At 56.0% G+C, this 22,200-nt stretch carries 22 protein-coding genes; 17 read left to right on the plus strand and 5 right to left on the minus strand.

Features of this window, described 5'->3' with window-relative positions; translation table 11 throughout:
* Positions 1-939: a class I SAM-dependent methyltransferase gene (locus IE102_RS14380; protein ID WP_189487845.1), complete on the minus strand. Its 939-nt coding sequence runs from the start codon at positions 937-939 to the stop codon at positions 1-3.
* Positions 940-982: 43 nt separating this feature from the next.
* Positions 983-2,443, minus strand: a complete 1,461-nt coding sequence (locus IE102_RS14385) for a glycosyltransferase family 2 protein (RefSeq protein WP_189487847.1) — start codon at positions 2,441-2,443, stop codon at positions 983-985.
* 64 nt (positions 2,444-2,507) lie between these two features.
* On the opposite strand from IE102_RS14385, the gene IE102_RS14390 reads away from it, so the two are divergent.
* Genes IE102_RS14390 through IE102_RS14400 form a run of 3 tightly spaced genes read left to right on the plus strand, consistent with a single transcriptional unit; the run spans position 2,508 to position 5,084 of the window.
* The gene (locus tag IE102_RS14390; RefSeq protein ID WP_189487849.1) at positions 2,508-3,335 is read left to right on the plus strand and encodes an ABC transporter substrate-binding protein; all 828 of its coding nucleotides are present in this window, start codon (positions 2,508-2,510) and stop codon (positions 3,333-3,335) included.
* 32 nt (positions 3,336-3,367) lie between these two features.
* Positions 3,368-4,321 carry a FecCD family ABC transporter permease gene (locus IE102_RS14395; RefSeq protein WP_308429932.1) on the plus strand — a complete coding sequence of 318 codons (954 nt, stop codon included), beginning with the start codon at positions 3,368-3,370 and terminating at the stop codon, positions 4,319-4,321.
* 4 nt (positions 4,322-4,325) lie between these two features.
* On the plus strand, positions 4,326-5,084 hold the full coding sequence (locus tag IE102_RS14400; protein ID WP_189487852.1) for an ABC transporter ATP-binding protein: 759 nt from the start codon (positions 4,326-4,328) through the stop codon (positions 5,082-5,084).
* On the opposite strand, the gene IE102_RS14405 is transcribed toward IE102_RS14400, so the two are convergent.
* Complete coding sequence (locus IE102_RS14405; protein WP_189487854.1) at positions 5,081-7,249, minus strand: lytic transglycosylase domain-containing protein; 2,169 nt, start codon at positions 7,247-7,249, stop codon at positions 5,081-5,083. The genes IE102_RS14400 and IE102_RS14405 overlap by 4 nt on opposite strands.
* Positions 7,250-7,423: 174 nt before the next feature.
* Between IE102_RS14405 and dapA the strand changes: the two genes are divergently transcribed.
* Together dapA and smpB are read left to right on the plus strand one after the other, a co-directional pair.
* Positions 7,424-8,320 carry a 4-hydroxy-tetrahydrodipicolinate synthase gene (gene dapA / locus IE102_RS14410; protein ID WP_373295609.1) on the plus strand — a complete coding sequence of 299 codons (897 nt, stop codon included), beginning with the start codon at positions 7,424-7,426 and terminating at the stop codon, positions 8,318-8,320.
* Between the two features lies 1 nt (position 8,321).
* Complete coding sequence (smpB, locus tag IE102_RS14415) at positions 8,322-8,789, plus strand: SsrA-binding protein SmpB (protein WP_189487864.1); 468 nt, start codon at positions 8,322-8,324, stop codon at positions 8,787-8,789.
* A gap of 10 nt (positions 8,790-8,799) precedes the next feature.
* Here the strand turns inward: smpB and IE102_RS14420 are convergent, their stop codons facing one another.
* A complete protein-coding gene (locus IE102_RS14420) occupies positions 8,800-9,384 on the minus strand; it encodes a LabA-like NYN domain-containing protein (RefSeq protein ID WP_189487866.1) in 585 nt (194 codons plus the stop codon).
* 33 nt (positions 9,385-9,417) lie between these two features.
* On the opposite strand from IE102_RS14420, the gene folK reads away from it, so the two are divergent.
* Entirely contained in the window at positions 9,418-9,939 is a 522-nt protein-coding gene (folK, locus tag IE102_RS14425; RefSeq protein WP_189487868.1) for a 2-amino-4-hydroxy-6-hydroxymethyldihydropteridine diphosphokinase, read from the plus strand.
* Here the strand turns inward: folK and IE102_RS14430 are convergent.
* On the minus strand, positions 9,921-10,877 hold the full coding sequence (locus IE102_RS14430) for a DMT family transporter (protein WP_229807782.1): 957 nt from the start codon (positions 10,875-10,877) through the stop codon (positions 9,921-9,923). The genes folK and IE102_RS14430 overlap by 19 nt on opposite strands.
* 417 nt (positions 10,878-11,294) lie before the next feature.
* Between IE102_RS14430 and rpoZ the strand changes: the two genes are divergently transcribed.
* From rpoZ to parC, 11 genes are all read left to right on the plus strand, one after another.
* Positions 11,295-11,654, plus strand: coding sequence for a DNA-directed RNA polymerase subunit omega (gene rpoZ / locus IE102_RS14435; protein ID WP_189487870.1), 360 nt, complete (start codon positions 11,295-11,297; stop codon positions 11,652-11,654).
* Positions 11,655-12,050: 396 nt separating this feature from the next.
* Positions 12,051-14,246, plus strand: a complete 2,196-nt coding sequence (locus tag IE102_RS14440; protein WP_373295613.1) for a RelA/SpoT family protein — start codon at positions 12,051-12,053, stop codon at positions 14,244-14,246.
* 24 nt (positions 14,247-14,270) lie between these two features.
* Complete coding sequence (gene pyrE, locus IE102_RS14445; RefSeq protein WP_189487874.1) at positions 14,271-14,858, plus strand: orotate phosphoribosyltransferase; 588 nt, start codon at positions 14,271-14,273, stop codon at positions 14,856-14,858.
* Positions 14,859-14,861: 3 nt separating this feature from the next.
* A complete protein-coding gene (locus tag IE102_RS14450; protein WP_189487875.1) occupies positions 14,862-15,626 on the plus strand; it encodes a pyridoxine 5'-phosphate synthase in 765 nt (254 codons plus the stop codon).
* Positions 15,623-16,021 carry a holo-ACP synthase gene (gene acpS / locus IE102_RS14455; RefSeq protein WP_189487877.1) on the plus strand — a complete coding sequence of 133 codons (399 nt, stop codon included), beginning with the start codon at positions 15,623-15,625 and terminating at the stop codon, positions 16,019-16,021. Before IE102_RS14450 ends, acpS begins: the two co-directional genes overlap by 4 nt.
* 39 nt (positions 16,022-16,060) lie before the next feature.
* Complete coding sequence (lepB, locus tag IE102_RS14460; protein ID WP_189487879.1) at positions 16,061-16,870, plus strand: signal peptidase I; 810 nt, start codon at positions 16,061-16,063, stop codon at positions 16,868-16,870.
* 49 nt (positions 16,871-16,919) lie between these two features.
* Complete coding sequence (rnc, locus tag IE102_RS14465) at positions 16,920-17,615, plus strand: ribonuclease III (protein WP_189487881.1); 696 nt, start codon at positions 16,920-16,922, stop codon at positions 17,613-17,615.
* Positions 17,612-18,577, plus strand: a complete 966-nt coding sequence (era, locus tag IE102_RS14470) for a GTPase Era (RefSeq protein ID WP_189487883.1) — start codon at positions 17,612-17,614, stop codon at positions 18,575-18,577. Before rnc ends, era begins: the two co-directional genes overlap by 4 nt.
* An 11-nt stretch (positions 18,578-18,588) precedes the next feature.
* Positions 18,589-19,320, plus strand: coding sequence for a DNA repair protein RecO (gene recO, locus IE102_RS14475; protein ID WP_189487885.1), 732 nt, complete (start codon positions 18,589-18,591; stop codon positions 19,318-19,320).
* A 109-nt stretch (positions 19,321-19,429) separates the two neighbouring features.
* Positions 19,430-19,891, plus strand: a complete 462-nt coding sequence (locus tag IE102_RS14480; RefSeq protein ID WP_229807783.1) for a hypothetical protein — start codon at positions 19,430-19,432, stop codon at positions 19,889-19,891.
* 69 nt (positions 19,892-19,960) lie between these two features.
* Positions 19,961-22,183: a DNA topoisomerase IV subunit A gene (gene parC, locus IE102_RS14485; protein WP_189487889.1), complete on the plus strand. Its 2,223-nt coding sequence runs from the start codon at positions 19,961-19,963 to the stop codon at positions 22,181-22,183.
* Positions 22,184-22,200: the final 17 nt, after the last annotated feature.

Below are 22,200 nucleotides of genomic sequence, written 5' to 3' on the forward strand. Positions count from 1 at the left end.
TTACGCCTTATCCTTCATCCAGCGTGCAAAGAAGGAAAGTCCGATTTCGCGTGGGGGCACAAGGCTTAAAGCCATACCTTTGGGGGCTTTATCCTGCTCAACCAGGGTGAGTTCGCCGTAGTCGATCCGTCCACCCTTATCAGGGCCGACCGCTTCGGCCAGAAGGTGGGCCAGCGCCGGGCCAGAGACTCGCGCAGCATAGGCATTGAGCAGCAGAAAGGCTGCGTCATCCGACAAAAGCTGCGCGCACAGATCAATCAGTTCCGGCAGGTCTTCAAACAACCGCCAGACTTCGCCCGTCGGGCCGCGGCCGTATTTGGGGGGATCGAGAATGATGCCTTCGTATTTTGAGCCACGCTTGACTTCGCGCTGCACATATTTGCGGGCGTCTTCGCAGATCCAGCGAATGGGGGCCTGTTCCATGCCTGACAGGGTCGCGTTCTCCCGTGCCCAACCTACGGATTTTTTTGACGCATCGACGTGGGTGACTTTAGCACCCGCCGCAGCACAGGCCAGCGAGGCGACGCCGGTGTAACCGAACAGGTTCAATATATGCGGTGTTCTTCCCGCTGCGACGCGCTGTTCAATGCACTTGGTTTGCCACGTCCAGTTGGCGGCCTGCTCAGGGAAAAACGCCAGATGGCGGAACGAGGTGAAGCGGCCATAAAGCTTGACCTGATTCCAACCCAGCGCCCATTGATCGGCGGGTTTGCGGCTGAATTGCCAGCGACCGTCATCATCCTCGTCCGTAGGGTCGAAAATGGCGTCAGCCTTGTCCCACAATGCCGGATATTTAGGCGTCCACCAGCACTGAGGCTCCGGGCGGATAACCATGTAGTCGCCGTAGCGTTCCAGCTTTTTACCATTACCTGAGTCGATAAGGGCGTAGTCGGACCAGGCCAGCGTGCGCAGTTGAATGGGGTGATCAGCTATCATCATGGCCGCTGATTAGCGCATCAGGCGCCGTTGCACCAGAGGTTAGCTAACTGATGGCCGCAGGTTTATGATCGGTTTTGTCCCAGTGAAAAGGCTTGACGATAAGTTGATAAATCGCATGGGCGGCGCTGATCGATTGCAGGCTCCAGTAAGCGGGGGCTGAGAGCACATCCTTGAGGCCAAAAGGCACACCGGCTCTGCGCGCGCCCTGATATAGCGCCAGCATCCCGCTCAAGGTGCCAAACAGCAGTAATCCGGCGTCCCTGTAGGCCATGGGGGTGAATTGACCCGATAGGGCTTGCAGCATCAGACCTGACAGCACAAAGCAGGTAAACGGCGCGTAACAAAGGGCCGCCAGTGTACTCAAACCCACCCCTAAAATCATGCTGATCCAGACCTTAAGACGCAGAGCCGTGTTTAGGCGACTATGGACGATCAGGGTTTGCATATAGCCTTTGATCCAGCGAGTTCGTTGCGGTATCCAGGTGTAGATATTCGATGGCGGCGTCTCGATGGTCGGTGCTTTGAGCATAGTGCTGGTATAGCCATATTGCGCCAGCCTTAAACCCAGATCGGCATCTTCGGTGACATTATAAGCATCCCACGCACCAATCGATTTTAGCACTTTGGTGCGGAAATGATTGCTGGTGCCCCCCAGCGGAAACGGCAGTTTGAGGCGACAGAACGCGGGTAGCAGGACATCAAACTGCACCGCATATTCGGCGGCGAACTGCCGCGCAATAAATCCATCGCCACCAAGGGGGCGCAAAGGCGCCTGAAGGCAAGCCAACGACATATCGCCGGTCTGTTGCGCCCTGGCAAAGGTGCGGGCGGCTTCGATCAGTTGGTCTGGCGCGGGCCTGTCTTCGGCATCATAGATAACCACCAGATCGCCTTGAGCCCGCGCCAAGGCATAATTTAGCGCTCTGGGTTTGGTGCGGGGTGTGCCCGGCGGGACCAGAACGATGTGCATATAATCGGGTAAGTCCTGCGCCTTGAAGGCCGCGATGGTCTCAAAATCATCGGCTTCGAGGGCATAAAGAACTTCAAGGTTTTCACGCGGGTAATCGAGTTGGCTCAGAGCCTTAACCAACTGCGATGTAATGGCGGCTTCGCGATAGAGCGCCACAATAACGCTGTAGCGCGGCAGGTTTTCGTTGGACGCTTCCAGAAATGTATCGGGCACGGCTTCGCGTTTTGGCGTCAGTGTGGCCAGAAAGCGCAAGCCCGCGCCGGTTGAAAAGCTCAGCCAGAAAAACCAGTATATACCGGCCATTAGCCCTGACATGGCATGGGTTGCGACCCAGACGAGGCTGATGACCGCCAGCAGTATCAGAAAGATTTGCACCGGCGACGGACCACTGCGGGCCGAAAAAGCCTCTGGTAGTGCCGCCAGGGGTGTTGCTTCCGGCCTGCGCCTGAGTATGCGCCGTATGACCGGCAAGGTTTCGCGCACAGGCATGTAGCCTTTGAGCCATTTTTGCTTGAAAGCTTCCGCCCCCACCATGTTATACCCCCGACGCTGGCATTTTGCGCTGCGCAACATGATTAATAAACGGTAAATTCAACCTATGGGCAACTTATCGAAGGTGGTATCGCGTCTTAAGGGATTCAATTTATGGTTGCTATTGGGGCCGATTCTGGTTTTTGCGCCTTTGGCTAATGCCGGAACGCGTCAGGGTATTGTGTCTCTGGATATGTGTGCCGATCAGTATGCTTTGGCCTTGCTGCCACAGGATGAGATCGCCGGTTTGTCCTTGCGGGCGCAGCATCCGGACTCGTTTTACCGTCTGCGGGCTGTGGCGTTTCCCCGCCGCCGCGCCAGCCTTGAGACTGTGCTGGCACTGCGGCCGCGGGCGGTGCTCAGAACCTGGGGCGGCGATGCGCGCTTATTATCTGGCCTCAAGGCACATGGGATTGAGGTCATTCAAATCAGCGATCCGGCTGACATTCCGGCGGCACGCGCAGAGCTTTTGCGTGTGGGGACTCTGCTGAGGCAGCCTCAACGGGCGTTGCACGAAGCGCGCCGTATGGATGAGGCGCTTAAGGCGATTTCAAAGCAGGGACGTGGTCGAGATGTGCTCTATTACACACCTTCCGGTTATACGGCGGGGCCGAAAACCTGGGTAGGGGAATTGCTGAAAACTATGAATTATAAGGTGCAGGCGGGGCAGGATTACTATGCCTATCTGTCGCCCGAAGCTTTTCTGACCCTGACGCCGGATGTCTATGCGCTTGGTTTTTATGAGGATAAATACGCCATGCGGCGGGTTGCGGGTCGCCATCCGCTGGTGCGCAAAAAAATAGCCGGGCAAGAAACGATCGTGCTGCCAAGTCCGGCCATTGCCTGTAATGCGTGGTATAGCGCTCAGGCCATGCAGGAGGGGGTGGGGTTATGAGAGTTAAGTCTTTATCCCTTGCAGGGGGGCTTTTGATCAGCGGCCTGGTGTTGATGGGCGCGCTGCTGATTGTGGGGGATGTCCCCTTAAGTGGTGCCGATTACATCGAGGCTATCACCCATCCTCAGTCGCTAAACGGGGAGATTGTGTGGGGCATAAGATTGCCGCGCAATCTGTGCGCCTGGGGTGTGGGGGCTATGCTGGGCGTAGCGGGGGCGGTGATGCAGGGGCTGCTGCGTAATCCGCTGGCCGAACCCGGTATATTGGGGGTGTCTTCCGGTGCCGGATTGGGGGCATCTGTGGCTATAGTGCTGGGGGTGGGGCTGGTCCCGTTTGCGGTTGAAGCCAGTGCTTTGCTGGTGTCCCTGATGATGTCGGCGGTGTTGATGGCGTTTGTGGCCCGGTTTCCGGATCGGCAGGCGCTTATCTTGTTAGGGGTTGGCATATCTAGCCTGTGCGGGGCGTTGATGGCGCTGGTGTTTAACCTGTCGCCGTCACCGGTGACGACCACTGAAATTCTGGGCTGGCTGATGGGGTCGGTCGAGAACCGTAGCTGGCAGGATGCGGCTTTGTGCGTGGCCGGCCTGGCCGTTGCGGTGGGGCTTGTGCCGCGATTGCGTGCGGGCTTAAGGCTGCTGACATTGGGTGAGGAAACGGCCCAGAGCATGGGGGTGAATATCCGGCATGTCACTTTGATTGGGGTTATCACCGCGTCTGTGCTGGCTGGTCTTTCGGTCGCAGTGGCCGGTATTATTGGGTTCGTCGGATTGGCTGCCCCGCATTTTGTCAGGGCCTTGGGGTTGCGTGATCCTTATGGTGTGATCTGGCCGTCGGGGCTGGCGGGTGGGGTGATGGTGCTGATGGCGGATGGTCTTATCAGGGTTATGCCCGCCAGCGGCGATATTCGCTTAGGGGTTCTGACATCACTGATCGGGGCACCCTTGTTTGCGCTCATAGCGTACAAAAGTGCGAAGTCATGGGCATAACAATATGATCGATATACATAATCTTGACATCGATATGGGCCGCGCACGGGTCGTCAGTAATTTGACAGCCCGCTTTGAGACCGGCCGATTACATGCGATCATTGGTCCTAATGGTGCGGGTAAAACCAGTCTGCTGAAAGCCGTTTGTGGCCTTCTGCCCAGTGCGACTGGCGCCATCAGGCTTGATGGGCATGACCTGACTGCACTTAGTTTGCGCGAGCGGGCACGGCTTATGGCCTATCTGCCGCAGGAGCGTGCCATTGCCTGGGATCTCAAGGCCATAGAGGTCGTGGCGCTCGGCTGTGCGGACTTGTCGGGAGAAGATAGCCTTAAGCATGCGCAGCAGCAGCTTGAGGTCATGGGGTTGTCGGATAAGGCCGAAACCAGCGTCTTTAGCCTGTCTGGCGGGCAACGGGCGCGGGTGCTTCTGGCGCGGTTGCTGGCCACGGAGGCCAAAATCTATTGCCTTGATGAGCCTCTGACGGCGCTTGATCCGGCCTGGCAAAGGCGGGTGCTGGAGGTGTTTAAATCTCGCGCGGCGCAAGGACGCACTATCATTGTGAGCTTACATGACATCGGATTGGCGGCGCAATTTGCCGATGACCTGTGGGTGCTCGATCACGGGCGGTTAGTGGCAAACGGCGAACCTGAAGCGGCCCTGTCGGATGAGGTGCTGCGGCAGGTTTTCAATATTACCGGCACCTTTGCGGAAGGGCGAAACTTGCGGATTGATCCGCAGGCCCTGCCGGAGCACGGCGCCTAACTACCACCTTGTTTTTTCAGGTCGAGATAGTTGATCGGCCCTGTAGGGGTTTCACCGCTGCCGCTATCGTCCTCAAGCGAGGGAGTATAGGCGATAATCATGCCGCGTTTCAGATCAGTCATTGGACGCAAAACCGCCTGACCGCCATTGAGGCGGGCGCGATAAACCTGCATGTTTTCCATGACTCGCATCATGTAGTTGCGGGTTTCGGTGAACTGAGCGCACTCGATAAACATGATCGGATCGCCGCCATCGCCGCGAGGATCAGCACATTCCATGATCCAGCGCGGCGGGCGGTTTGGACCGGCATTATAACCGGCGGCAGCCATGACGTATGACCCGCCAAAACGATCCACCAGTTCGCCCAGATGATAGGCGCCGAGTGTCATATTAAATTCCGGCTCATAAAGCTTAGCGTCAGAATAGCTGAGCGACATACGTCGGGCAACGGCGCGGGCGGTCGGTGGAATAAGCTGCATCATCCCGCGGGCATTGGCGTGGGAGCGCACCATCGGATCAAAGCCGCTCTCCTGACGGGTGATGGCCAGCACAAAGGCATTTTCGGGGGCCTTGACATTGGGCACGGCTCGTAACGGATAGGCCCGTTCCGGCAGATAAAATCCGCGCTGCATGGACACCCGCGCAATGCGCATGGCCGTGTCCTGAGTGTCATAGGTGCTGGCCAGATCGACCAGCAGGGCCTGTTCTTCGGCATTGGGCAATACGTCATCCAGCGCCAGCACCATACCCCGGAACAGGTCGCGTTCACCCATTGAACCCAGAATTTTGGCTGCCTTGACCATGTCTCGACCATTGAAGCGTTCTGTGTCGGCCGGTGCTGGCACCGGATCTTTGGTGAGGACGATCTGGGCAAGCCCTGCTTTTTCAGCCGCTAACTGTCCGTAAAAGCTGAAGATATACTGGCCACCTTCCTGATAATTCAGTTGTGCATTGGCCGCATCACCCGCTGCCTCATAGGCGCGGCCCAGCCAGTAGTGGGCGCGTCCCTGAGTGATGGGCGAGGTGCCAGCCCCTTCCAGCGACGTGAAGTGGGTAATGGCGCGGGCGGGGTCGTTAAGCTTAGTGAGGGCCATCCAGCCGGCAAAAAACTCGGCCTCGGCCTTTTTCTCGCCATTGGGAAAACCGCCATTATTCATGGCATTATAGGCGGCCCGATAATCCTTAGCTTTAAGGGCTTCCCGGAAATAGCTCAGGCGCTCAACCCACAGATTGTTGATGGCGGTGTCATTTTGCGGGGCGGCTGGAAATTGCGTCAGTAGCGGAAAACCGAGTGGCTCCAGATCTTTTTTGCGCAGGAATCGCGCACGCTCATAGGCCAGAACACTATTGTTGGGCGAAGCGGCTAAAGCGGCCTCCCATTTCTGGGTGGCATCGGCCGTGCCCGCACGCAGGGCAAAGGCGGCCTGCGCCACCACCCGGTCGCGGTCGCCGACATAATCCAGCATGGCGCGCGAAGCCGGACCCTGCGGCCCCAGCAGAAGGCTGTTCAGACGGGCGACATGATCTTCCTGCGACAGATATTTGCCAAACAGACTATAGAACCGCTGCTGATCCAAAGCCTCGAAACTTTGGTCCCGCCACCAGAAACGGGCCGTGGCGCGGGCGTCCTCGGTCTTGCCGAGTTGGTCATAGGCAGTAATGAGGGCGATGGCGCCATCGACGCTCATCGGGGGGGCACCGTTAAACCAGTCGACAACCTGCTGAGGGCTGATGCCGGATGTGGAAATTAGTTTTTCGGCGGCCAAAACCCGGCGTGATTCGCGCGGCCAGCCGATAAGATCACGACGGGCTGCATCTAACGTGGCAAAACCATAAATTGACGCCCCTTCGTTATCGAGGATGTTCCACAACACGATCTTACGCGCCACTGGATCGTTCAGGCCGCTTCGCAGGGATTCGGCCAGAGAAAAATTACCGGATTTTGCCGCCCTTAGTGCCGATTGCAGCGTCTCCATTTCAGCCTGCGGCAAGGCGGCGGCCTGATAGGGGCGGGCGGTTGAGGTTGATTCGGTTGGCGCGGGTGTGTTCTGGGTGGCTTCGATCGCAAACGCAGCCCCGGCCCCTACAGCCAGTACCCCGGCGACACCGGCTACCCACCTGGACATGCCGGTTTTAAGGACAGTTTTCAGGGGGCGTATCGTCATGGTGTTTCGCTCTCAAAGTCTGTTAACAGGGTGGCTATCGAAGCGCTGAGCGCCATCATGGCCCATATTTTTCCATATGGAAACATGGAATTCTTTAAACAAATTCCCAACTAATCATTGCGGCCTGCGCTTTGTGGTCTTAAGGAATTGCGCAAGTGTTTTACTCAGGATTTTATGTCGATGACCCGCAGTTCCGTTCCGCTTTTTCATGGTGTGATTACAGCCCTGATTACGACGTTCAAAGACGGTGAGGTGGATTATGCGGCCTTCGAGGCTCTGGTGGAGCATCAGATAAAGTCTGGCGTTCATGGCTTGGTGCCGGTGGGTACAACGGGGGAAACCTCAACGCTGAGCATGGCCGAGCATAAAGCTATCGTCGAACTTTGTGTCAAAACCGCAGCTGGTCGCGTGAAAGTGATCGCAGGTGCGGGTTCAAACTCGACAGCTGAAGCGCTGGAGCTAACTCAGCATGCCAAGGCGGTGGGGGCGGATGCCGCCCTTGTGGTCGCACCCTATTACAACAAGCCGTCTCAGGAAGGCATGTACCAGCACTATAAGCACCTGAACGACAATGTGCAGATTCCGGTGATGATGTATAATGTCCCCGGCCGTACGGTGGTTGATTTATCTAACGCCACGGTGGCGCGCTTGGCCCAGTTGCCCAACATTGTCGGCATTAAGGACGCGACCGGCGATCTGGCGCGCGCCAGTATGATGCGCCTTGAAGTGCCCGAAGATTTCGCCCTGATTTCCGGTGATGATCCCACGCTTTTGGGTTACATGGCCCACGGCGGTCATGGTGTGATTTCAGTGACGTCCAATGTCGCGCCCGCCCAAATGGTTGCGCTTTATAACGCAGCCGCCGCCGGTGATTTTGCGACCGCCCGCGCCATGCAGGATAAGTTGATCAACCTGCATAAGGCTTTGTTTTATGATGCCTCGCCATCGCCGACCAAATATGCCTTAAGCTGTTTGGGGCAATGCACTGACGAGGTGCGTCTGCCGATCGCGCCATGTGCGGCTGATGTGCGTCCGAAGGTCGATGAGGCCATGAGGCTGGCGGGGCTGTAATATGGCCGAACCCACCAACTACAAAGTCATTGCTGAAAATCGCCGCGCCCGGTTTGATTATTTCCTTGAAGAAACCTTTGAGGCCGGCATCGTGCTGACCGGCACAGAAGTCAAATCACTGCGCAATGGCCGGGCCAATATCACGGAATCTTACGCCGGTGTCGAAGGGGCGGATATCGCCCTGATCAATGCTGATATCCCCCCCTATGCGCAGGCCAATCGCTTCAACCACGAGCCGCGCCGTATCCGTAAGCTGCTGCTGCACCGTAAGCAGATCGATCGGCTGATGGGGGCTGTGCAGCGTGAAGGCCTGACCATCGTGCCGGTGAAGCTCTATTTCAACGAAAAGGGCTTTGCCAAGCTCCAGATCGCGCTCGCCAAGGGTAAGAAAAATCACGATAAGCGCGAAGCTGTGGCCGAACGCGACTGGCAGCGCGATAAGGCGCGTCTGATGCGTGATCGAGGCTGATTAGACCAGATTACAGGTCTTCGTCATCGAACTGATCGGCGAATTTCGGCGCATTTTGTTGAGCCTGACGCGGACGGCCCACAACGCTGGCCAGATCGGCCAGATCGACAAACGTATCCGCCTGACGGCGCAGTTCATCCGAGGTCATCGGCGGCTGCGACTTTACGGTTGACACCACGGTCACGCGGCAGCCTTTGCGCTGAACGCTTTCGATCAGGCGGCGGAAGTCGCCATCACCCGAAAACAGCACCAGATGGTCGGCATGTTCAGCCATTTCCATCATGTCACAGGCGATTTCAATATCCATATCCCCGCGCCAGCGCTTACGCCCCTGCGAGTCGGTATATTCCTTGGCCGTTTTGGTAATCAGCGCAAAGCCGTTGTAATCGAGCCAGTCCACCAGCGGACGGATGGGGGAATAGTCATCGCCTTCGACCAGAGCGGTATAATAATAGGCGCGGATCAGGATGCCGCGCTTACGGAATTCATCCAGCAGCTTGCGGTAATCGATGTCGAAGTTTAAAGCCTTGGCCGCCGAATAAAGGTTGGCGCCGTCGATAAACAGAGCGATTTTGTCAGTGGGATAAAAACTCATGGCAATGGCTTTCTAAAAATAGGGCAGTCGGTAATGGAGGACGGTAAAATCTATATTGCATATGGGGCTAATCTACCCGGCCGTCACGGGAATCCTTCGCAGGATTTAGCCTATGTTGTCAAGAGATTGCGCGCATTAAGCGTCAATGTTGAGCACGCATCTAAGCTTTGGCGATCAAAAGCGTGGCCCAATCCTGATGACCCGCCATTTCATAACGCTGTTTTTCGAGTATCCACCGGCCACTTACCCTATGATTTATTGCAAATTTTGCATCAGTTGGAAGTTGAGGCCGGACGTATTCGTAATCTTAATCTTAGTGGCATGAAAAACACACCGCGTGTACTTGATCTTGATCTTATCGCCTATGGTGATGAGGTCGTTAGCGAAGACGGCGGCATGCAGTTGCCGCATCCGCGGGCTCATGAGCGGGGATTTGTTATGGGGCCGCTGGCCGAGATTGATCCTGAGTGGATGCATCCGGTTCTTAAGCAGACCGCGCGCGCATTGGCCGCAAAGGTTACGGTCGGGGCTGATGCTTACCCTTTGGCGGGCTGAGGTTTGCGCTGGTCCAGCCAGCTATAGAGCGCCACCCCGATCAATACTAAAATCGTACCGGCAATGTCAGACGGGGTTATGACCTCGCGCAGGATTAGCCCGCTTAAGATAAGCGTGATAACGGGGTTGATGAAGCCAATCACCGCATTGGCCTGAGCCGAGATGCGCGACAGGGCGAAATTGATCAGATAGCTGGGCAGGACTGTGGCCCCGATGGCCAGACCCAGGCACAGCCACAACAAAGGCGCGGATACCGGGATGTCCGATACCTTATGGGTCACTCCGAAGTGGATGAAGGAGGCCGTCGCCGCTCCGGTCATCGCCCATGAGGTGAACAGAGAAGGGCCCATCTTTTTGATCACCGGTTTGGCCAGCAATAGATAAAGCGCAAACGCCACCGATGAGGCGGTAACCCATAAGGCGCCGGCGGTAATATTACCGCCTTTGGTATGCATATCGGTTATGAACACCAGCCCCAGACCGGCATAGGAAATGGCGAAGGCAGATAACGCCCACGGTTTAATCTTGTGGCCGAAAAACAATGCGCCCAGTAAAATGACAAACAAAGGGTAGGTGAACAGGATCAACCGCTCAAACTGTGGCGTCAGATGAACCAACCCCTCAAAATCCGTATAGCTGGCAAACCAGTAGCCCAGTACGCCAACAGCGATTGCCTGCAAATAGGTTTTGCGCGAAATATCGATAGTGGCCCGATGCTTCCACCAGGTGATTAGTCCCACCAGCAGGAAAAAGGGTGTGGCCATCAGCAGGCGCAGGGCTAACAGGGTCGTGGCATCAACATCATAGTCATAGGCCAGCTTGATATAGATGCCTTTGGTGGCAAACAGAAATGAGCCCAGCAGCGCCAGTCCGTAGCCGCCCCATGTCATGAGCGGATTTGGTTTTTCTGAACTGTCGGTGGATATTGTCTCTGACATGGTGAGGGCCTGATACTGCGGGCCATGATATCATGTAAATAGGCAGCACCCTGATGACGTAAGGTGCCGGTAACTCAGGCACCTGTTTTAAAGCGACGCGCGCGGCGCGCAAGCTTAAGCGCCCAGAGCGGTTTTTCAGTTTTCTCGACGCTCTTGCGGTCCCGGCGTGCATCAACAGCGACCGGGCGGGGCGCCGCGGGCGCAAGGGTGTTCAGGCGATTGGCAAGGTGCGTAATCATGGCGGCGGCTATACAGGGGTATGGTTTCTAATGCAACATGGGTTGCGGCCCCCAAAGAATTTATACGCACCCGGTTGTGTTTTTGAACCAACAGCGCTAAACAGCGCGGTTCAACCGGTACATATACGCTATTGTGGCAGGGCTGCCCTTTAATGCGCATATAGAATTTGAGGATTTCATGGCTCGCGTCACTGTCGAAGATTGCATCGAAAAGGTCGATAACCGCTTCAATCTGGTTCTTCTGGCCGCTCATCGTGCCCGTGCCATTTCGTCGGGTTCGGCAATCCTGCTGGATCGCGACAATGACAAGAACCCGGTCGTGGCTCTGCGCGAAATCGCCGAAGAGGTTCTGCAGCCGGAAACCCTGACCGAAAGCCTGATCGCCAGCCTGCAACGCGTCGATGAGCGCACTGAGGCTGAGGAAGAGGCCGAAACCCTGGCTCTGCTGGCTGATCCGCAGCACATGCAAATGTCGGAAAGCGAACTGATCCGCGCCCTTCAATCTGATCGCGATGGTGGTCAGGAAGAGCGCTACTAACTATTTGCGTCCTTTTCAGACCAACATAGCCGCACCCGAAAGGGGGCGGCTTTTTCGTGCGCGCGTTTCGTGTGTGTCTCTGTTTTGACTATATTTTTTCTGGATATGCTGAAAAAGCGGGCGTATGGTTATTATATGGGGGTTGAGGTCCTTAAACATTAAGGATTTCTTATGTACCACAAGGGTTTGATAACGACTATGTCGGCAGAAGGTCATCAGGTTTTTGAGCGGAGCGCAGCGGGAAAATCTTCCGTGGCTTCGGATGTGCCTGAACCTAATGTCCCGCCGGGATTTCCGGCTGACCGGCCACCGGAAACGCCACCGCTCGATCCACCGCCAGAGACACCACCTCTTGATCCGCCGGTTGAAACGCCGCCGGTATCGCCGCCTACTGAACTGCCGCCGCCCGTTCAAGTGCGGCCCAAATTTCTGCGTCAGGTCGAGCTGATTGAGCGCGTAGCCGCCTATGATCCGACGGTGGATGAAGCCATGCTCAACCGCGCCTATGTCTACGCCATGCGGATGCATGGGGCGCAGCTTCGGGCGTCAGGCGATCCCTATTTCGCTCACCCGATCGAAGTGGCGGGGATTCTGACCGATTACAAGCTTGATGGCTCAGCGATTGCGGCTGCCTTGCTGCACGATACGATCGAGGATACGCCCGCGACTCGTGAAGAAATCGCCGCTAAGTTTTCAGAAGATGTGGCGCAACTGGTCGAAGGTGTGACCAAGCTCACCCGCCTTGAGCTTCAATCGGAATATACCAAGCAGTCGGAAAACCTGCGCAAGTTCATTCTGGCGATTTCGCGCGATATCCGGGTGCTGCTGATCAAGCTGGCGGATCGCACCCACAACATGCGCACCCTGCAATATGTGCCTGAATCCAAACGGGAACGTATTTCGCGCGAAACGCTTGAGGTCTATGCGCCTTTGGCGCGCTCCATCGGCTGCAACCGGTTTGCGACGGAGTTGGAGGATCTGGCCTTCACCTACATCAATCCGACCGCCAAGGCCGCCATTGGTCGCCGGCTTGAGGACATGCGCGCCAAGAAAGGTGCTGTGGTTTCCCAGATCGCCAAGGACGTTAAGGAACGGCTCTACAAATACGGCATCAAGGCCGAAGTCTATGGTCGTGAGAAATCGCCTTATTCGATCTGGCGCAAGCTTCAGCGCAAATCGATCGGCTTTTCGCAATTGTCGGATATCTTTGCCTTCCGCGTTATTGTGGACTCAGAAGATGACTGCTACCGCGCTTTGGGATTGATCCACCGCACATGGAGTTGTGTGGGCGACCGCTTCAAGGATTTTATCTCAACCCCTAAAAGCAACAACTACCAGTCCCTCCACACGACGGTGGTGGGGCATAAGGGCACGCGGATTGAGCTTCAGATTCGCACGGAAGAAATGGACCGCGTTGCCGAAGAAGGTGTGGCGGCGCACTGGAACTATAAAAACCACGCCTACGGTTTTGACGAAGAAGCGGCGACCAAACGCGGTGGCCGCAACCCAATCAATAGTCTTAGGAATATCGTCCAGATTGTTGAAAATGGGGGAGATTCCGAAGACTGGGTTGAACATGCCAAGATGGAAATGTTCCTCGATCAGGTGTTCTGTTTTACCCCCAAGGGCCGCCTGATCACCTTGCCACGCGGCGCCATGCCGCTTGATTTCGCCTTTGCTGTGCATACCGAAGTTGGCGAAACCGCCATCGGTGCGCTCATTAACGGCGAACACCGTCCTCTGCGTACGGTTCTGCAAAACGGTGATCAGGTTGATATTCTGACCGGGGTCGAATCGCGCATTAATCCCGACTGGCAGTCTTTGACGATTACGGGACGCGCACGCTCAGCGATCAGGCGTAACATCCGCCAGACCGAGCGCGAAGACTTCATCAAACTGGGGCGGGCGGCGATTGAGCGGGCGGCAGCTCAGGTTGATAAATCACTCAATGACATAAGCTGGCGCACGGCGTTTGAGCGCTTTCAGGTGCCCAATCAGGACGAACTTTACGAACTGTGCGGACGCGGCAAAATCACACCGGTCAAGATTCTAGAGGCGGTCTTCCCAGGTCTTACCATACCCGCGTTGATGGCGACTGATGGCCTGACGCGAATCAAAGACGGTGAAGGCGCACGGGCGTTTGTTCGGGGTTCGGCTTTGCGTGAGCATCACCGTATCCGCTTTTCGCGCTGCTGCTGTCCGGTGCCGGGGGAGCGAATCGTCGGCATTGTTGAGGATGTCGATGTCCATGTCCATTCGATTGAATGCGATACTCTGGAGCAATTTGAAGACAATAAGGATGTCTGGGTTGACCTGCAATGGACACTGAATGCCGAGAAAAACACCATCAGTGTCGCGCGTATTCGCGCCAATATGGAAAATAAGCCGGGCGTGCTGGGTATCACCTGCACATTAATCGGTGAAGCCAAGGGCAACATTATCAATATGCATTTGACGAATAATCAGGTCGATTTCCTTGACGTAGAATTTGAAATCGAAGTCATTGATGCTAAACACCTGACCAATATCAGCGCGGCCCTGCGCACTTGCCCCTCGGTCGAGAGTGTGGAGCGAATCCGGGGCAACGCCTAACTTTTCAAGAGTACGGGCCTGTTTATGACTTCCGAAGACGTTATCAATGAATTCCGCGCCGCGAATGCCTTGCGCGAAGGCCACTTTGTGCTGTCGTCTGGCCTACACAGCCCGATGTTTTTGCAAAAAAATCTGGTGTTCATGGATGCGGCCCGTTGTGAGCGGCTGTGTAAGGCGCTGGCTGAAAAAATCATCGCCACGGTCGGGCCGGTCGATCTGGCGATTTCCCCCGCAGTTGGGGGTATCATTCCGGGCTATGAGACGGCGCGCCATCTGAAGGTCAACTCGATGTATGTTGAACGCGAAGGTGGGGCGTTTAAACTGCGCCGCGGCTTTTATTTTGAGCCGGGCGCTAAGATCGTTATGGTCGAAGATATTGTCACGACGGGCCTGTCATCGCGCGAGTGCATCAAGGCCATTCAGGATCTGGGCGGTGAGGTGGTGGCGGCAGCCTGCATTGTTGATCGTTCCGGCGGGGAAGCCGATGTCGGCGTGCCGCTGATCTCGCTGGCCAGCCTTAAGGTTCCGGCATATCCGGCCGATCAATTGCCCGCGGACCTTGCCGCTATCCCCGTCGAAGACCCCGGCAGCCGTCGTCTGGCGAAAGCCTGAGCCATGTCGCAGCGTATTCGCTTAGGGTTAAATATCGACCATATCGCGACGGTGCGGAATGCCCGTGGTGGCCATAGTCCTGATCCGGTTCGGGGCGCACGTCTGGCGATTGCGGCAGGCGTAGACGGGATCACGGCCCATTTGCGTGAGGATCGCCGACATGTCCGTGACGGTGATATTACGGCCTTAGCTAATTTGTGTGACGAACTGAATAAACCGCTCAATTTTGAAATGGCGGTGACCGAAGAGATGCTGTCTCTGGCCGAAAATCTGCGACCCCATGCGGCCTGTCTGGTGCCGGAGCGCCGGCAGGAGCGCACGACCGAAGGCGGTCTGGATGTCGCCGGGCGGGTCGATGAGATCGGTGCGGCCGTAGCGCGCTTGACCAAGGCGGGGGTCAGGTCGTCACTGTTTATCGCCACCGATCCGGCTCAGGTTTCAGCCGCCGAAGTCGTCAAAGCGCCAGTAGTCGAGTTCCACACAGGTGCCTTGTGCGACGCGTTCCGTGAAGGCGATATGGCGCTTTATGAAAAGGAATTGAAAGCCTTAAGGCTGGCGGCTGAGATGGCGCATAAGGCCGGTATCGAGGTTCATGCGGGCCACGGCATTGATTATGATACGGTGACGGCTATCGCGCAAATTCCGCAGGTAAAGGAACTGAACATCGGCCACTTCCTGATTGGTGAGGCGATCTTTACCGGCCTTGAGACTTCGATCCACAAGATGCGCTTGCTGATGGATGCGGCCAGAGGCCTGACTTCCAGATGATCGTCGGCATCGGCAATGACCTGGTTGATGCGCGCCGGATCGAAAGTTCAATTGAAAACTTCGGGGAGAAATTCCTCAACCGAATATTCACGGCTGACGAACAGGCTCGCGCGCAGGCGCATGTTAAACCGGTCTTATCTTACGCCAAGCGCTTTGCGGCCAAGGAGGCCGTGGCTAAGGCGCTCGGCACCGGCATCAGCGGGTTTCGATTTATCGATATCGAGGTGTTTAACAATGCCGCGGGAAAGCCCGAAATCATTTTGCATCGGGGGGCGCTGGAGCGCATGAAGGCGCTGGTCAAGCCCGATCATAATTATCACATCCACCTGTCATTGAGCGACGAATGGCCCTATGCCAGCGCCTATGCGGTGATTGAAGCCTTGCCCTTGCCATAATCTGTGGTTAGGTGAGGCGCAAGGTAACGGGGCAATACTATGAGCGCGGAAGACAAGGTGGTCGAGGACGATATGGCAACGAGCAAGGGGAGCAGTGCCACCGGCGGCGCCAAAGAAGAAACCAGTGAGATCATCAAGACGGTCATCTATGCGTTGCTGATCACGCTCGTGTTCCGCACTCTGTTTTTCCAACCGTTTACGATCCCGTCAGCGTCGATGGAGCCTAACCTTTACGAAGGTGACTACATCGTGGTCTCCAAGTGGGATTACGGCTATTCCAAATATTCGTTCCAGTGGCCGTTGCCGTTCATTAAGGGCCGGATCATGGAAAAAGCGGCCAAGCGTGGCGATATTGTCGTCTTCAAGCTGCCGCGTAATCCCAAGGTTGATTACATTAAGCGTGTCGTCGGTGTGCCGGGTGACCGGATACAGATGCGCCACAATCAGCTATATATCAATGATATCCCGGTGGCTGCCAAAAACCTTGGGGCGGTGACGCCGCAAATTAGCTACGACAGCCAGTACGCCACCAAGTATGAGGAAAGCTTGCCGGACGGGTCTACCCACTTTATGCAGGATCTGCGTACCGATGGCCCGGCGGATGACACGCCTGAATATATCGTGCCTGCCGATCATTATTTCATGATGGGCGACAATCGCGACAATTCGATCGACAGCCGCTACGCTATGGACGATCCGATCCAGCCGGGTGTTGATTTTGTGCCGGCCGAAAACCTCGAAGGGCGCGCGACCATGGTACTGGTGTCATGGAACGAAGGTTCCTCGATCTGGAAACCGTGGACATGGTTGAACCTGCGTTGGGACCGCCTGTTTAAATCCCTTAAGTAAATTGCGGGTTTTGTTTTCTTTGGCGCGGGATTGGTGTATCTGACGCCCTATGAACCTGAGACGATCCGCCCTCAGCGCCCTTGAGGCGCAACTGGGTTACGAATTTAAGGACAAGGCCTTGCTCGATCTGGCGCTTACCCACGCCAGCGTAGCCGAGGGCGCGCGTAAGATCGCTGACAATGAACGCCTTGAGTTTTTGGGCGATCGGGTTCTGGCGCTGATGGTGTCCGAAGCCCTGATGGAGGCCTTTCCTGACGCCAGCGAAGGGGAGTTGTCGCGGCGATTCCACAGTCTGGTCAGTCGCGAAACCTGCGCCGATGTCGCCAAAAATTTGGGTGTCGGCCCAGCGCTGCGGTTGGCGGCGGGGGAAACCAAAAGCGGCGGGCGCGAGAACCTGACTATTCTTGGCGATGCGTGCGAAGCCCTGATTGCCGCCATCTATATCGAGGCCGGGTTCGAGGGCGTGGTGCGTTTGTTCAAGCCGTTATGGACTGAGCGGATGCAGGCGTCCGGCAACAGCGTGCGCATCAACCCGAAATCTTATCTACAGGAATGGGCCGCCTCAAAGCAAAAGGCCCTGCCGAAATATTCTATCATTAACCGATCCGGCCCCGACCACGCTCCGGTCTTTACCATCGAAGTGACTGTCGACGGGCACCCCTCTCAATCCGCCACCGGGCGATCGCGGCAAGATGCTGAAAAAGCGGCCGCCCTTGGCTTTATCGAACGTGAAGGCTTAGCGTGACCGAACATAACTCCTCTCATCGTGCCGGTTTTGTGGCCATTATCGGCGCACCTAATGCCGGCAAATCAACACTGGTCAATCAACTGGTGGGCTCAAAAGTATCGATCGTCACCCAAAAGGTGCAGACGACGCGCTTTCCAGTGCGCGGCATTGCCATGCACGGGGATGCTCAGATCGTACTCGTTGACACACCGGGTATCTTTAAACCGCGCCGCAGGCTGGACCGTGCCATGGTTAAATCGGCCTGGGGCGGGGCGGAAGACGCCGATCATGTCGTGTTGTTGATCGATGCACCGGCTCAGATCGCGGTCGAGCATCCGTCCGCTGATACGCCCAAAGCCACCGCCGCTGATCACCGCGCCGTCGAAGATGTGGCGGCGATTATTGAAGGCCTTAAACAATCGAACACCCGCGCCACGCTGGTGGTCAATAAGATCGATATGCTCAAGCGCGATAATCTGCTGGCGCTGGTCGACACACTTTATAAGGCCGACATTTTCGATGAGGTCTTTATGATTTCCGCCGAAAAGGGCTTAGGTGTTGCGGATCTGAAAGAGTCGCTGGCCAATAAGATGCCGCTAGGGCATTGGCTGTACCCCGAAGACCAAGCCGCCGATGCACCCGCCCGTATTCTGGCGGCGGAAATTACCCGCGAAAAACTGTTCCTGCGGGTTCATGAAGAACTGCCTTATTCAGCCGCGGTATCGACGACCGAGTTTAAGGACCTGCCTGATGGTTCGGCGCGGATCGAACAAGTCATTTTTGTTGAACGCGACGGTCAGCGCGCCATTGTGCTGGGTAAAAATGGTCAGACCCTGAAATGGATCGGCCAGAAATCGCGTGAAGAACTGTCGAAACTGCTCGATCGTCCGGTGCATCTGTTCCTGCATGTTAAGGTCAATGAGCGCTGGACCGATGACCGCGCGCTTTACACCCAGTTCGGTCTGGAGTTTGAGTCCTAAGAACCGTGTCTGTGCAATTTGTGGATGAAGCCATTGTGTTAAGCGCGCGCGGTCACGGTGAGACTGGCGCCATTATCCATGTGCTGACCCATGAACATGGTCATATCGCTGCCCATATCGCGGGGGGCGCGTCGCGCCGCATGAAGCCGTATCTTCAGGCGGGGGCGCATGTTGAATTCAGCTATCGGGCGCGCAGTTCCGACCAGTTAGGCAGTGCTACGATTGAGCCTGTGGGCGAGGGGGCGTCTGATTTGCTGGATGATCCCCTAGCGCTTACAGGGCTTCAAACCGCCTGCCTTATGACGCAATATTGTTTGCCTGAGCGTGAGGTGCATGTCGGCGCCTATCATGCCTTGTCGGCATTGATGATGATTCTGCCGCACCCTGAGATATGGCCTGCGGTCTATGTGCGATTCGAGGCGGGTCTGCTTGAGGCGTTAGGGTTTGGCCTTGATTTATCAGCCTGCGCGGTCACGGGGGACCGGGATGATCTTATCTATGTCAGTCCCCGTTCCGGCCGGGCGGTGAGCCGAAGTGCCGGTGAAGCCTATAAAGACAAATTATTGAAATTACCTATGTTTATGTTGTCGTCGCAAGGCGGTGTGCAGGCTGGTGATATAGGTCTTGGGCTTGAGCTTACCGGGCACTTTCTGGAGCGGAACGTGTTTCATCCGCTCAATAAACCCTTGCCGGAAATCCGTGTGCGCCTTATGCAAACCCTGAGTGATTCAGGCTATATGTGAGCATTCGGGCGGCACAAAGTTGGTTGCTTTGTGAAATCCACCCTTTGGTAACCACTCACATGTCATAGTCCCGTTAATTATAATCTGACGGCGGAATGTCTAAATCTTGATGACTTACAGCGAACAGCAATTGCGTGAGGCAAATGTCAATCCGGCGACGGGTTTGGCTACGGATTACCTCAACCTGTTCAACGAGGCCATTATGCTGTTTGAAATGGGCATGGATATGCCTGACATGGCTGAGGAGCTAATGGACTGGCAGCGCCGGGACTATGTCAGTCACTTTGAAAAATCAGGCTTTGAGCAAAAAGACGTGGTAGTGCGGGCCTATCAAACGGCACCGGATGAGGTTCGTGCGGCCTTCGATGACTGCTGTGACAAGGCATTGGATACGTTTGAGTCGTCTATCCAGATATTGCTGTCGTCGCTTGAAACGCCTGTGGCCCATGAAGAGCTTGAAACCCGTCTGGCGGAGATGAAGGAACTGGTCACCGAGATGGATTCGCATATCCATGGCCGGGTCAAGCCTTCTGAAACCGACGCCCAGAGTGCGGTTGACGCACTGTTTTAGGTCCACAATCCCCATAATTTAACAGGATACCTTTGCTTATAAGGGCGCAGCGCATTAATCTGTGTGGTTATGAGTGATGTAGTGATTCCCGAAAACGCCGGTGGGCGAATACTTAACGAAGATCTGGGCGAAGCCCTGTCGCGCCGTTATCTGGCCTATGCCTTATCTACCATCATGCACCGGGCCTTACCGGACGTGCGCGATGGTCTGAAGCCTGTGCACCGGCGTGTGCTCTATGCCATGCACAACATGCGCCTGAACCCGCAATCGGCGGCGCGTAAGTGCGCCAAGGTGGTCGGGGAAGTCATGGGTAACTTCCACCCGCATGGCGATCAGTCGATCTATGACGCGCTGGTGCGGATGGCGCAGTGGTTTGCCCAGCGTTATCCGATGGTCGATGGTCAGGGTAATTTCGGCAATATCGACGGCGATTCAGCCGCCGCCATGCGTTACACTGAGTGCAAGATGACGGCGGCGGCCATGCTGTTGCTGGACGGCATTGATGAAAACGCCGTCGATTTTCGCCCGACCTATGACAATCAGGACGAAGAACCGATTATCCTGCCGGCAGGGTTTCCGAACCTTCTGGCCAATGGCGCGACCGGTATCGCAGTGGGTATGGCGACCTCGATCCCGCCGCACAATGTGTCTGAACTGATTGACGCCTGTAAGTTGCTGATTGAGAGTCCTCATTCGGATACGGCGGCCCTGATGCAATTCGTGCAGGGCCCGGACTTCCCCACCGGCGGGATATGTGTTGAACGCCCGGAGACTATTCAGGAAGCTTATGAAACGGGACGTGGTTCCCTGCGGACGCGGGCACGCTATGAGGTTGAGGATCTGGGGCGCGGCAACTGGCGTATCAAGGTCACTGAAATACCTTACATGGTGCAAAAGTCGCGCCTGATCGAACAATTGGCCGATCTGATCGAAGCCAAGAAGGCACCGCTGTTGGGCGATGTCCGTGACGAATCAGACGAAGAAATTCGCCTGATTCTTGAGCCTAAGACGCGCAATATCGAACCCGAAGTCCTGATGGAAAGCCTGTTCAAGGTTTCCGATCTGGAAACGCGCTTTGCCATCAATATCAATGTGCTGGATGCATCCGGTGCGCCGCGGGTTATGGGACTTAAGCCATGTTTGGTGGCTTTCCTTGATCACCGGCGGATAGTTTTGGTGCGCCAGTCAAACTGGCGTCTGGAGCGCATCGTAAAGCGCCTGCACGTCCTTGATGGTTTGATGATCGCTTTCCTCAATCTGGATGAGGTCATTCGTATAATCCGTGAGGATGAAAAGCCGCGTGATACTTTGATGGCGCGCTTTTCTCTGAGTGAACCCCAGGTCGATTACATCCTTGATACGCGTCTGCGTCAGTTGGCGCGGCTTGAGGAAATGGCGATCCAGAGCGAGCATGACAAATTGGCCAAAGAGCGCGATGGTCTGCTGGCTCTGCTGGGTTCCGAAAAGAAGCAGTGGAAGCGGATTGATGAGCAGTTAAGCGAAGTCCGCAAACAGCTTTTGTCGCCGCGCCGCACGACCTATGCTGAGGCGCCGCAGGGCATTGAAGTCGCCTCAATCGAATCTTACCTGCCAAAAGAGCCGATTACCGTCATCCTGTCAGAGCGCGGCTGGATTCGGGCGGCCAAGGGCCGTGTCGAAGATCCATCCGAACTGAAGTTCAAAGAAGGTGATCAGCACGCCTTCCTGATCCCGGCCTATACGACCGATAAGCTGCTGATCATGACGTCAGACGGACGGTTCCTCACCCTGGGCTGCGATAAGCTACCTTCTGCCCGTGGGCATGGTGAGCCACTTCGGTTAATGCTGGATATCGAAGAGTCGGCCAAGATCATGACCATCTTCACCTTCACTCCGGGCCAAAAGCGTCTGATGGTGTCAAAGAATGGCTATGGCTTTGTCATGAATGAAGAAGATGCTCTGGCCAACAAAAAGGCCGGTAAGCAAGTGCTGAACGTCGATGGGACTGAAGCGTTTGCGACCCTGCCTGTGACGGGTGACCAGATCATGATCCTGGGTGAAAATAATAAGCTCCTGATTTATCCTGTGTCAGAACTGCCCGAAATGGCGCGTGGCAAGGGCGTCAAACTTCAGGGGTATAAGGACGGTGGCGTCAGGGACATTACGCTTTTCGATTCCGCAAGCCCGGTCGTGTGGTATGACGGTTCCGGTAAGGCGCGTGATTTCAAGGACTTTAAGGACTATGTCGGTAGGCGGGCATCGGTCGGACGCATTGCGCCGCGTGGCCTGAGAAAGCTGCGACCAAACGGATAGGGTGTGGCTTAAATCAC

Source organism: Asticcacaulis endophyticus (genome assembly GCF_014652575.1).
GTDB lineage: Bacteria > Pseudomonadota > Alphaproteobacteria > Caulobacterales > Caulobacteraceae > Asticcacaulis > Asticcacaulis endophyticus.

What these genes read in the sequence shown, in the direction of transcription:
- IE102_RS14390 (WP_189487849.1), top strand. Translation starts at nt 2,508, where the DNA reads ATGGGCAACTTATCGAAGGTGGTATCGCGTCTTAAGGGATTCAATTTA.
- IE102_RS14480 (WP_229807783.1), top strand. Translation starts at nt 19,430, where the DNA reads ATGACTTACAGCGAACAGCAATTGCGTGAGGCAAATGTCAATCCGGCG.
- pyrE (WP_189487874.1), top strand. Translation starts at nt 14,271, where the DNA reads ATGACTTCCGAAGACGTTATCAATGAATTCCGCGCCGCGAATGCCTTG.
- IE102_RS14420 (WP_189487866.1), bottom strand. Translation starts at nt 9,384, where the DNA reads ATGAGTTTTTATCCCACTGACAAAATCGCTCTGTTTATCGACGGCGCC.
- IE102_RS14450 (WP_189487875.1), top strand. Translation starts at nt 14,862, where the DNA reads ATGTCGCAGCGTATTCGCTTAGGGTTAAATATCGACCATATCGCGACG.
- rnc (WP_189487881.1), top strand. Translation starts at nt 16,920, where the DNA reads ATGAACCTGAGACGATCCGCCCTCAGCGCCCTTGAGGCGCAACTGGGT.
- IE102_RS14430 (WP_229807782.1), bottom strand. Translation starts at nt 10,877, where the DNA reads ATGTCAGAGACAATATCCACCGACAGTTCAGAAAAACCAAATCCGCTC.
- folK (WP_189487868.1), top strand. Translation starts at nt 9,418, where the DNA reads ATGGAGGACGGTAAAATCTATATTGCATATGGGGCTAATCTACCCGGC.
- dapA (WP_373295609.1), top strand. Translation starts at nt 7,424, where the DNA reads ATGTCGATGACCCGCAGTTCCGTTCCGCTTTTTCATGGTGTGATTACA.
- smpB (WP_189487864.1), top strand. Translation starts at nt 8,322, where the DNA reads ATGGCCGAACCCACCAACTACAAAGTCATTGCTGAAAATCGCCGCGCC.
- parC (WP_189487889.1), top strand. Translation starts at nt 19,961, where the DNA reads ATGAGTGATGTAGTGATTCCCGAAAACGCCGGTGGGCGAATACTTAAC.
- IE102_RS14405 (WP_189487854.1), bottom strand. Translation starts at nt 7,249, where the DNA reads ATGACGATACGCCCCCTGAAAACTGTCCTTAAAACCGGCATGTCCAGG.
- IE102_RS14400 (WP_189487852.1), top strand. Translation starts at nt 4,326, where the DNA reads ATGATCGATATACATAATCTTGACATCGATATGGGCCGCGCACGGGTC.
- IE102_RS14385 (WP_189487847.1), bottom strand. Translation starts at nt 2,443, where the DNA reads ATGGTGGGGGCGGAAGCTTTCAAGCAAAAATGGCTCAAAGGCTACATG.
- lepB (WP_189487879.1), top strand. Translation starts at nt 16,061, where the DNA reads ATGAGCGCGGAAGACAAGGTGGTCGAGGACGATATGGCAACGAGCAAG.
- rpoZ (WP_189487870.1), top strand. Translation starts at nt 11,295, where the DNA reads ATGGCTCGCGTCACTGTCGAAGATTGCATCGAAAAGGTCGATAACCGC.
- acpS (WP_189487877.1), top strand. Translation starts at nt 15,623, where the DNA reads ATGATCGTCGGCATCGGCAATGACCTGGTTGATGCGCGCCGGATCGAA.
- IE102_RS14380 (WP_189487845.1), bottom strand. Translation starts at nt 939, where the DNA reads ATGATGATAGCTGATCACCCCATTCAACTGCGCACGCTGGCCTGGTCC.